This window comes from Mycetohabitans sp. B46 (genome assembly GCF_037389205.1).
Lineage (GTDB): Bacteria > Pseudomonadota > Gammaproteobacteria > Burkholderiales > Burkholderiaceae > Mycetohabitans.
This window is the reverse complement of the sequence record NZ_JADBGL010000004.1, coordinates 266,744-279,204: the sequence shown is the minus strand read 5'-3', so window position 1 is coordinate 279,204 and position 12,461 is coordinate 266,744. Positions and strand designations below refer to the sequence as shown.

Here is a 12,461-nt window from a genome sequence, read left to right as displayed (position 1 = left end):
TAATGAGCAGCCAAGAATTTCAGTCCATCATTGCTGGACTTCAAAATCGCCAGATCACCGTGGCCGAGGCCAAACAGCGTTTGCAACGACTGAAAGCCGCGACCGCGACGCGAGAGGGGACAGAGCAGAGCGAGATAGCAGAGAAGACGGTGTCTGGCCCGGGGCGGGCGCAAGCGCATGTTGAAATCGCAGTCATCGGCATGGCGGGACAGTTTCCCGCGGCTGATAACGTTGAGCGTTTCTGGCGTAACCTGAGCACTGGCGTCGATGGCATCGTTGAATTGGGCGAGCGTTATCTGGACCCTCAGCGCAGCTATGCGCCGCAGCGTGAGCCTGGCAAGACCTATTGCAAATGGGGCGGCGTGCTCGAGCAGCGGGATGACTTTGATCCGTTGTTCTTCAATATTTCGCCCCGCGACGCGGAATCGATGAATCCGCATCAAAGGCTGATCCTGCAGGAAAGCTGGAAAGCGTTGGAAGACGCAGGCTACAACCCGAAAAGTTTCCGGAATCAAGCAGTGGGGATCTTTGTCGGCGCCGAGCCGACGGGTTACTTCCATGAAACGTTTATCGGCGCGTCCGATGCGATTATCGCGTCACGACTGTCCTATTTTCTCGACTTCAAAGGGCCGGCGCTGGTCGTCAATACCGGCTGTTCATCATCAGCTGTGGCCATCCACCTGGCCTGTGAAAGCCTGCGCAACCGTGAGACGGATCTGGCGTTGGCCGGCGGGGTTTTTGCTACGCTCGGCGAGCCCAGCCTGATCAGCTTGTCGCAGATGGATATGTTGTCGCCTACCGGGCGCTGCCATACCTTTGATAGCCGCAGCGACGGCATTGTATTGTCGGAAGCGGTCGGCATGGTGACCCTCAAACGCTTGCCGGAAGCGATAGCTGACGGTGATCCGATCTACGGGGTGATCTGTGCTTCGGGCATGAACCAGGATGGCGCCAGCAACGGCATTACCGCACCGAGCGGCCAGGCTCAGGAGCGGTTGATCAGTGAGCTGTATCGGCGGTTTGGCATTGACCCGAGGCAGATTAGCTATGTCGAGGCCCATGGCACCGGCACGCCGCTCGGCGATCCGGTGGAGGTCAACGCGCTGGCCCGCGCCTTTCGACAGTTCACCGCTGATACCGGCTACTGTGCGTTGGGCAGCGCCAAGGCCCACATCGGCCACACTTCAGCGGCTGCGGGTGTAGTCAGCTTGATCAAAATCTTGCTGTCCATGAAATACCGACAGTTGCCGGGTTTATTGAACTTTGAGCAATTGAATCCACGGATAGCATTGGCAGATTCGGCGTTCAATATCCCTCGCGAGCTGACAGACTGGCCGGTCGGTGACAGTGGGCTGCGGATGGCGGCGCTCAATTCCTTTGGCCACAGCGGCACCAATGTGCACATCGTGGTCCGTGAACCAGTCGAGGTGGCCGCTGCGACTTGCGCCGAGGTCGAGGTGTCACGGCCGCGGCTCTTGCCGCTATCGGCACGCACTGCCGATAGTCTCAAGCACTATGCCCGCCGAGTACGCGAAGCGTTAGCCGATCCGGCGGTTCGGCTTGCGGATCTCGCCTATACCCTGCAAACAGGCCGGCTGGCGCAGGATCATCGGTTGATTTTTTTATGCACCGACAAAGCCCAGCTGACGCAGCAGCTCGACGATTGGCTGGACGACCGGGCATCTCAGCACACGTGGCACGGGCAGATCGGCCCAGGCGAGCATTCGGCTGTCGAACTGCCGTCTAGCGACGAGCATGCTGACTTACAACGCCTGGCTAAAGCCTGGGTGGCGGGCGGTCATGTCGATTGGAACGCGTTTAACCGGCGCTATGATGCCGAGGCCCGACGTATTCATGCGCCGGTTTATCCTTTTGCTCGGCAAGATTTCTGGATACCGCCTGCACGTCGGGGCACGGCGGGAGGCGATGTCGGTGCGGCAACGAGTTTGAGCGTGGGTCGCCTGCATCCGTTCCTGACACGAAATACTTCAGATCTGCTAAGCCAGCGCTTTACCACCGTGTTTGATGGCGAAGAATTTTTCCTCAAGCAGCATGTGGTGGGGGGGCGGCAGATTTTCCCCGGGGTCGGTCATCTGGAAATGGCTCGAGCCGCGGTGGCGATGGCTGCCAACGGCTTGGCGGAGACAGCGCGGCAGCCGGTATTGAGCGATGTCGTCTGGTTGCGTCCGTTAATCATCGATGGCCAAGCACGGCAAATAGACGTGGAGTTGACGCTGGAAGAGGACAATCAGATCCGCTTCGAGATCACCAGCCGCGAGTATGATCCGCTTTCAGGCCTGGTTTCTGGTGAACCCGTGCTGCACAGCCAAGGCTTGGCCAGTTTGGCTGAGCCTTCTGCGCAGCGCCAAGTTGATTTGGCGGCGTTGAAGGCTAGGATGGATGGCGGCCGGTTGAGCGCTGAGCAATGCTACCAAGCCTATCGGGCGATGACATTTGAGCATGGCCCGGCTTACCAGGGCCTGCAGTCGATTGCGTTGGGACGGGCAGAAGTATTGGCGGAGCTTGCGCTGCCGTCCTGCCAGCATGACAGCTTGAATGACTATCTGCTGCATCCATCACTAATGGACTCGGCGCTCCAAGCGGCGATCGCGCTGAGTCTCGGCGCCGACGTAGTGCTTCCCGAAGGCGATCGGGGCAGTCTGCCGCCGGCGACGCGACCAACGCTGCCCTTTGCGCTGGAAGGCTTGCAGATATGGGACCGCTGCAGTGAGCGGATGTGGGCCAGGGTGGCGTATGCCGAGCGGCGCGACGACCAGCAGGCCGATACCAGCTTGCAACGACTCAATATCGAACTATTTGATCAGCAGGGCAAGCTTTGCGTGCTGATGCAAGGCTTTACTTCTCGGGTGCTCGGCGACCACAGCGATCAGGCCGCGCCTGATCATCCGCTCACAGAAACTGTGCTGTTCGAGCCGCAGTGGGTTGACGAGGCGGCCAGTCACCGTAAGGCGGTCGACTTTAGCCAGCAGTTGGTGTTGCTAAGCGGCTTTGATGAACAATGCGTCGCCGACGTGCAACGCCAGCTAGCCGCGCACAGTACCGATTGTCGCTGTGAGTTACTGGCCGTCGCGCAGCAGGATCCAGCCGAGGATTATCAACAGGCGGCGCTGGCGCTGTTGCAGCGGATTCGGCCGTTACTCGGTCGGGGCGTCAGTGGACGGTCACTGATCCAGCTTGCACTCTACAACCCTAAAGGCGATCGGATGATCGGCGGCCTAGCGGCCATGCTGCGCAGCCTGCAACTCGAAGCGCCGGGTTTGACCGGCCAATTGATTGAGTTGGACGAGCCGCAAACATTGGTGCAGCGGCTCAAGGACAATGCTGCCACCGGCGACGTCGAAATCCGTTACCAAGCAGGACAGCGCCAAGTGCAACGCTGGCGCCCTTGCCCGACGGTCGATTTAGCGGTCGGCACGCCATGGAAAGATCACGGCGTCTACTTGATTACCGGTGGCCTTGGGGGCCTCGGACAGATTTTTGCCCGCGCGATAGCGGCCAGTGTCAGCGATGCCACATTGATTCTGACAGGCCGCTCTGCGGTGGACGCGCAGCGCGTGGCTGAGATCGACGCAGGTCGAAACACGATTGAATACCGGCAGCTGGATGTCAGCGACCGCGACGCAGTGCAGCGATTGGTTGCATGGATTGGTGACAAGCATGGCCGCCTTCATGGCGTGCTGCATAGCGCTGGCGTGATCCGAGACAGCCTGCTGATCAATAAGCAGGATGACGAACTGAAACAAGTGATGGCAGCCAAGGTGGCCGGTGCTCGCAACCTGGATTTAGCTACTGCCGAGCTGCCATTGGATTTCATGATCTTCTTTTCGTCGGGTACCGGCGTGATCGGCAATACCGGCCAGGCCGACTATGCGGCGGCAAACGCCTTTGTCGACCGTTACGCCGCGTACCGCAGCCAGCTGGTTAAGCAGGGACGGCGAAGCGGCCGTAGCCTGGCGATCAATTGGCCGCTGTGGAAAGAAGGCGGCATGAAGGTGGATGAGGCGATTGCGCAGCACATGGCAGAAAGCACCGGCATGGTGGCCATGCCCACCAATGCCGGCATTCATGCGCTGTGCCAATGTTTTGCCTGGGATAAGCCGCAGTTGCTCGTGATGAACGGGCGACGTAAGCAGATGACTGCACTGGTGACCGGCCGCGACGATGCTGATCCTGCGCTCGCGCGCGACAACGCGCCGCAACGCCAAGTCGTCGCGCCGTCGTCGCCAACGCAGGCTGGGGCGCCATTGGCAGAGTCATTGCGCCGCGCGCTGATTGATCTCGTGTCCCAGCAGATGAAAATTCCTGCCGCAGAGATCCGTACTGATGCCGAGTTCAGCCAATATGGCTTCGACTCCATTAGCCTAACCGCGCTGTCGGGCACGTTGAAGCAGCAATGGCGACTTAACCTGGCGCCGACGATCTTTTTTGAACATGCCACAATTGACCGTTTTGCTGCGTACCTGGAGCGCGAGCACGGTAGCGTGCTCGCGGCCAAGCTATTGCCGCAATCCATGGCGCCACAACAAATGGTGCCACAGCAGCAGACAAAGCCATCGCCCTCAACGCCGCAGCAACATAGCGCCCAGGCGTCAAGATCGGTGCTCAAGCGGCGCCCACTGACAGTAGCGCAATCATCCGTTAATCCGGCTGTCTCCTCTGTTCCGAGCAAACCGGCGCAGGAGGACGATATTGCCGTGATCGGCGTCAGCGGCCGCTTCCCCATGGCCGACGATGTCGAGCAGTTCTTGCGCAATCTGAGCGATGCTCGGGACTGTATCAGCGAGATCCCCGTCAACCGCTGGGACTGGCGTGAATATTATGGCGATCCGCATCAGCAGGCCAACAAGACCAACGTCAAATGGGGTGGCTTTATCCACGGCGTGGACCACTTTGATCCGTTGTTCTTCGGTATTTCGCCGCGGGAAGCCCAGTTGATGGACCCCCAGCAACGCTTGCTAATGACCTATGTCTGGCTGGCGATTGAAGACGCGGGCTATGCCACTGCGGATCTGGCGGGCAGCAGTACGGGGATTTTTGTGGGCACTGGCATGACGGGCTACAGCAGTCTGATTGCCAAAGCCGGCGTGCCGGTGGAGGGTTACAGTGCCACGGCGATGGTACCGTCGGTCGGCCCCAATCGAATGAGCTTTCTGCTTGACCTGCATGGTCCCAGCGAGCCAGTCGAAACGGCCTGCTCTTCGTCGCTGGTGGCGATCCACCGTGCGGTTCAGGCGATGCGCAGCGGGGATTGCCAAATGGCGATCGTCGGCGGCGTGAATACCCTGATTGCGCCTGAAGCGCAGATCAGCTTCAATAAGGCCGGCATGCTGGCGCTAGATGGGCGCAGTAAAACCTTCTCGGCTCAAGCCAACGGCTACGCCCGGGGCGAAGGGGTCGGGATGATTGTGCTGAAGAAGCGTTCGCAGGCCGAGGCCGACGGCGATCACATCTACGCGCTGATCCGCAGCACCGTGGAAAACCATGGTGGCAAGGCTAATTCGTTGACTGCGCCAAACCCGCGGGCCCAAGCGGAGCTGCTAAAAACGGCTTATCGCCAAGCCGGTGTCGATCCACGCAGCATCGGCTATATCGAAGCGCATGGCACCGGTACCGAACTGGGTGATCCGATCGAAATCAACGGCCTGAAAATGGCGTTCCGCGAGCTGAGCGAAGAGTTGGGCATTGGCCCACTGCCGCCAGGCTATTGCGGCGTGGGTTCAGTGAAATCGAACGTCGGGCACCTTGAATTGGCAGCAGGTATTGCCGGGGTGATCAAGGTATTGCTGCAACTGAAGCACAAGGTGCTGTTTAAGAGCCTGCATTGCGATGTGCTCAATCCGTATATCGAACTGGACAACAGCCCATTTTATATCGTGCAGCAAAGCCGGCCCTGGCTGGCTGCCAAGGACAGTAACGGTCATGCGTTGCCGCGGCGGGCGGGGGTGAGCTCCTTCGGCTTTGGCGGTGCTAACGCGCATATCCTGCTGGAGGAATACCAACCGCCGCAGCGTTCTCGCCACGACGTGACGTCCGGTGCGCGACCGATCCTGCTGTCGGCCAAAACGCCAGAGCAATTGCGTGAATATGCTCGTCGCCTGGCCGAGTTTATTGCCGCGGAGCCTGCCGAGGCCAAGCTCAACCCTGAGCATTACCTCGATGATTTGGCTTACACGTTGCAGGTTGGCCGCGATCCGATGCCCGAGCGGCTCGCGCTGCTCAGTGACTCCTTGGCTGATCTGCAGCGCCAGCTTGCCGATTTTGCCGCCGGGGGCAAGGCTGCCTATCGCGGCCGTAGCGAAGGAGACAACCGGGCGCTGGCGCTGTTCCGTCAGGATGAGGATATGGCTGCGGCGCTTGCGGCATGGATTGACAAGCGCAAGTATCACAAATTGCTGGAATTGTGGACGCAGGGGCTGGCGATCGACTGGCGACAGTTCTATCGTGATGGGCGCTTCATGCAGCGCCTCAGCCTGCCAGGCTATCCGTTTGCCCAAGAGCGTTATTGGGTGACGGATTTGGCGACCGTACCCGTCACTGAGTCAGTGCCAGGCAGCGGCTGGTTGCACCCGATGCTCGAACGTAATACCTCGGATTTTTACCGCCAGCGGTTCAGCAGCCGCTGGCGCGGCCAAGAGTGCTGGTTTGCCGACCATCAAGTCAACGGCCTTCCAACTATGCCAGGCGTCGGCTATCTGGAAATGGCTCGGGCGGCGATTGCCCAATCGTGGGATCCGAAGCACTTGGCCGCCGGTTGGCTGCAATTCAAAAACATCGTCTGGTTGGCTCCGTACACGCTGGCAGCGCAGCACAACGAGCTGCATATCGAGCTAGCGCTGGAGCAGCAAAAAATCAATTTTAGGATCTACTCACAGGCTCAGGGCGACGAGGTCGAGCATTGCAAAGGCAGTGCGCAAGTGATGCCTGCCGCGGCTGCCGTGGAGCCACTGGACCTTGAAGCCCTCGCAGCGGGCCCGTGGCAGCGTAGCGTTGAGGCGGCGCAGCTGTACTCGCTGTTTGAGCCAGTTAATATCGACTATGGCCCCAGCCACCGCGGTGTCAAGCAGCTGTGGCTCGGCGACGGCAGACTGCTGGCTAGGCTCGAGCTGGATGCCAAATGGTTGGGCAGCGACTGGGTGATGCACCCCGGTATGTTGGACTCAGCGGTACAGGCATCGATTGGCCTATTGCTGCAACAAACGGAGGGCCTGCACGAGACCCTGCTGCCTTTCGCGTTGGAGCAACTAAATGTCTACGATGGCTGCCGACCGGTCATGTGGGCGTTGATCAGCGTTGACCGCCGTGGCCAAAGCAGCGCAGTGCAGCGGATCGATATCGAGCTGTGTGATGAGCGAGGGCACATCGCCGTCAGTTTCCGGGGTTTTAGCTCCCGGCCATTGAATGGCACGCGCGGACAAATCGCGCATTTCACCGCGGGCGATCGATTGCCAGCAGGGCTGAGCCTGCTGGCGCCACAATGGCGGGTTGCCGACAATGCCTCCACCACTCGGCAAGCGTTGCCCACCCTGGCGATTGGCGCGTCTGGGGAGCGGCGTAGCTGGCTGGCCGGGCAATATGCGCAGATCGAATTCTTGCCGTCGCTGGCGACAACGATTGACGGGATTGCCGCTCAGCTGGCTGCTTGCGCGCCGTTTCAGCGGTTGATTTGGCTGGCGCCGCAACCGTCGGCCGATTTTGCGAATCAACGGTTGATTGACAGCCGCGAACAAAGCGTGCTGGCGTTGTTCAGATTAATCAAGGCGCTGCTGCAACGGGGTGATCACCAGCGAGCGCTGGAACTGCAATTGATTTTGACAGCCAGTGTTGCGGTGCGTACTGGCGAGCCGTTGGCGCCGGAGCAGGCGGCCTGTCATGGCTTGGCGGGGTCACTGGCAAAGGAATATGAACATTGGCGGGTTGAACTGATCGATCTGCCGGCTGGTGCGCAGGCGCTGCCGGTCGCCACGCCTGCGCAGACGCTGCCCGGCGAATGCTTGGCCTGGCGTGACGGCGAATGGTTTTGCCAACGGCTATTGCCGCTGGCGCAACAGGCGCAAACAGATAACGGCGTGAGCTACCGTGAAGGCGGCGTCTACGTCGTGATAGGGGGGGCCGGCGGCATTGGTGAAGTGTGGACGCGTCACGTGATCCGTCATTACCGTGCCAGAGTGGTTTGGCTTGGCCGCCGCGCCGCTGACGAGGAAATCCATCGCAAGCTGGCGGTGCTGGCACAAATGAGCCAAGCATGCAACGCGCCGGCGCCGTTGTATATCCAGGCTGACGCTGCTGATATAGAGCAGTTGGCGCAGGCTAGGCGTCAGGTGGTGGAATCGTTCGGCGCGATCCACGGCGTGGTGCACTCGGCGTTGGTGCTGGATGACGCTCGCTTGGAGCAGATGGACGAAGCGCAGTTCACCGCCTGCCTTGACGCCAAGATGGCCACTAGCGTCCGGATGGCCCAAGTCTTTGCGCCAGCCGACAATCCAGCGCTGGATTTTGTGCTGTTTTTCTCGTCGATGATTGCCTTTAGCAGGGCCGCTGGCCAGAGCAATTACGCCGCCGGCTGTGCCTTTGCTGACGCTTTTGCCATGCAGCTCAATCAGCACTGGCGTTGCGCAGTCAAGGTCATTAACTGGGGCTATTGGGGCAGCGTTGGCGTGGTGGCCAATGCCGGCTATCGAGCGCGGATGGCTGAGCAGGGGCTCGGCTCGATCGAGCCGGACGAAGGCATGGCGGCACTGGATCAGTTGCTAGTCGGTGCGCTGCCACAATTGGGCTTGATCAAACTGCTTGAGCCGATGACTATTGCTGGTATCGACAGCGGCACACAGCTTCATTGTTACCCGTTGGAGACGCCTTCAGCCTCCTATGCGTGGACAAATGTGGCGCAAAGGCTAGGCCCGCCGCCGCAGCATCACAGTGCAGCAGCTGAGATGGACCGACTGTTGCTGGCCCTGACCTTCGCCTACATTGGCGAGCTAGCCGGCGGCGGCCCACTGACTGAACAACAGATTGCCGCTCATCCGGCGGTGGCAGCGAATCTCGACGCCCATTCCTTCTATCGTCGGTGGCTGCGGGAAAGCCTGCGCTTGCTGGCGCAAAAAGGCTATATCGACGATCAAGGGCAGGCGCTGACGGCCATCCCTGCTGCTGCATCACTGTGGTCACAGTGGCGCCAGGCGAGCGATGAATGGCGCCGGGATGGCGATTTGCGTGCGCAGTTGCAGCTAGTCGAAACGTGTGCTCGGGCGTTGCCGGCCATTCTGCGCGGTGAGAAGCCGGCTACCGAAGTGATTTTCCCTGGCGGCTCCATGTCGTTGGTAGAAGATATCTATAAAAACAACAAGATTTCTGATTATTTCAACGAGGCGCTCGGTGAGGTCGTCGTGGATATCGCCCGCCGTCATGCTGAAAGCAACCGGCCGCTGCGGATCTTGGAGATCGGCGCGGGCACCGGCGGCACGACCGCTGGGCTGATCAGCAAACTGCGGCCGTGGCGGCATCAGATCGCTGAATATTGCTACACAGATTTGTCGCAAGCCTTCCTGCGCCATGCCGAACAGCATTTTGCACCCGAGGCGCCCTATTTGCGCACCGCCATTTTTGACGTCAGCAAAGCTTGCCTGGGACAGGGTATTAGCACGAATCACTACGATTTGGTGATTGCCACCAATGTGCTGCACGCGACGCCAGACCTGCGTTGTACGCTGCAAAATGCCAAGGCTACGCTGTGCCATGGCGGGTTGCTGCTGCTGAACGAAATCAGTGAGCGCTCGATGTTTACTCACCTGACCTTCGGTCTACTCGAAGGCTGGTGGCTCTATGATGACGAGGCGCTAAGAATCAACGGCTGTCCCGGCCTGTCTCCCGAGAGCTGGCAGCGGCTGCTGCAGTCGCAGGGCTTTGGCGACATTGCTTTCCCGGTCGCAGGTAGTCATTCTCTGGGACAGCAAATTATCGTCGCTGTGAGTGATGGCGTGGTTCGTCTGCCGGCGCAGCAACGGGTCATGCCCGTGGCCGACGTCGCCGACGTCGCGGTGGAGGCGTCCGTCACAGCCATTGCGCCCGTTGCATCGATTGCGCCCGTCGCAGCCAGTGCGCCTGTGGTGACGCCGACGATGGCTGAAGGCGAGGTCGACGAAGCCCTCTTAGCCAAGCAGTGCCGCCAGTTGATTACTGAAGTGCTGTCGAAGCTGGTCAATATGGCGCCTGAGCGGCTGCAGCGGGATGTTGCCTTCGATCGCTACGGCATCGATTCCATTTTGCAGATCAGTTTGATTCAGGCGTTGGAGAAGGCGACCGGCGAGCTGTCGCGCACCATACTCTTTGAATACAACACGATCAATCAGCTGACGGACTACCTGCTGAGTGAGCATCGGGCTGAGTTGACCAAGCATTTTGCGGCTATCCACGAGCTTAATCGCCCGGTTGTGGTGCAGCCAGTGACCGCGGTCGCAGCCAATCCCGAGCGTGCGCCGCGTCACGCTCCCCGTCATGTCCAGCCGATCGACAATCCTGCCAAGCGCGCTCAGCTTATGCCGGCGGCCACGCCAGCAAGCGTTGTCGAACAGCCCACGACGTGTCGAGATATTGCGATTATTGGCGTCAGCGGCCGCTATCCTATGGCCGCCGACTTGGCGTGTTTCTGGGATAACCTGCGCAACGGGCGTAACTGTGTCAGTGAGGCACCGAGTTCGCGTTGGTCCCAGTCTCTGACCGGGACGGAATCCTGGGCGAATGGACGGTACTACGGCGGTTTCCTTGAGCAAGTCGAGGGCTTTGATCACAAGTTGTTTGGCGTACCTCACGACGAGGTGAGTCATCTTTCGCCCGAGCTACGACAGATGCTTGAAGTGACTTGGCGTACCTTTGAGGACGCGGGTTACAACAGCGATGCCATCGCCCGAATCCAGCAGCGCGACGCGGCGGGAGTGGGGGTTTTCATCGGCTCGATGTATCATCAATCGCCGTGGACCGAGAGCAGCCTGGAGCGGGCAGCGATTAAGTCAAACGTCACTGATTGGCAGATACCCAATCGAATTTCCCATTATTTCGATTTGAAGGGCCCGAGCCTAGCGGTCAATTCGGCATGCTCCAGTTCGATGACCGCTATCCACTTGGCTTGCCAGAGCCTGTTGCAGAACGACTGTGCCATGGCGATCGCCGGCGGCGTCAATCTGATCCTTGATCCGTCCAAGTACCAAACGCTAAAGCTGGCTAACTATCTGGGGAGTAGCGATCTTAGCCGCGGCTTTGGTCAAGGTGATGGGATGATCCCGGGCGAGGGTGCCGGCGCCGTGCTACTTAAACCTTTGGCCGCAGCCGTGGCCGACGGCGACCGAATCTACGGGGTGATCAAAAGCTCCAGCGTCAATCATGGCGGTGGCAGGCTGATGTATTCGGCTCCGGATACGCAACAGCAATCCCAGCTCATGGCGCAGACCATCAAGCGGGCCGGTCTGAAACCGGCGCAAATCAACTACGTTGAAGCGGCGGCCAATGGCTCTGAGCTGGGCGACCCAATCGAGGTGGCGGCGCTCAAAAAAGTGTTTGGCGATACGCGACCTGCCAGTTGTGCGCTTGGCACAGTCAAGTCCAATATTGGCCACCTTGAGGCGGCGTCGGGCATCTCCCAGCTCACCAAGGTGTTACTGCAGTTGCAGCACGGGCAATTGGCGCCGTCGATCAATGCCGACCCGCCCAATCCTCATATACGGCTTGAGGGCAGCGCTTTTTATCTGCAGCAGCAGGTGTCGCCCTGGCCGGCGCCGGTGAGCGCAGAGGGCGCGCCTGAGCCGCGCCGTTGCTTGATCAATTCCTTTGGCGCGGGGGGCAGTTATGCCAGCTTAGTGGTGGAGGAGCACCTGGAGCGTCGAGCGCAGCTTAAGCACCGCCAGGGGCAGACGCAGTTGTTGGTTTTCGCTGCGGCTAGCCGCCACAGCTTGTTCGCCTACTTGAAAACGTTCAACGCATTTATCCTCGCTCATCCCGGTCTCGAACTGCAGGATTTAGCCTACAGCTTGGCGCAGCGTGAGCACCAATTGACGCACCGCGCGGCGGTGGTGGCCGACACCATGGAGCAGATGGTGGCGCGGCTGCAGTCATTGCTGACTGACGAGCAGTCGGTGCAGGGCTGCTGCTGGATCTCACCGTTCGAGGGTGTTGAGCAAGGCGAGGCGGGGACCGCGTCAGGCACGCCTGCGCAGATGGCGGCAGCCTATTGCCGCGGCGCGCCGTTAGACGCATCCGCGCTTTTCCCGGAAGGCGGCAATCGGGTCGCTTTACCGGGATATGAGTTTGAACATGCGATGGCGCAGCCGTCGCAGGCCGCCGCAACGCCGCAACCGTCGTTCAATAGCCTGCTCTACCGCCGCATCAGCAGCGGCGAGCTGAACGCCGAGCAATTTGCGCAACTGATCACAACAGTCTAACGAATGCATAAC

Annotated in this window: 1 protein-coding gene; it reads left to right on the top strand. The window is 60.1% G+C overall.

Annotated features, from left to right (window positions below; translation table 11 throughout):
- Window positions 1-2 precede the first annotated feature (2 nt).
- Entirely contained in the window at window positions 3-12,449 is a 12,447-nt protein-coding gene (locus IHE30_RS06675; RefSeq protein WP_337689598.1) for an SDR family NAD(P)-dependent oxidoreductase, read from the top strand.
- Window positions 12,450-12,461 lie beyond the last annotated feature (12 nt).

Excerpts from the sequence above, each read along its gene's own strand:
- IHE30_RS06675 (WP_337689598.1), top strand. The coding sequence starts at position 3 with ATGAGCAGCCAAGAATTTCAGTCCATCATTGCTGGACTTCAAAATCGC.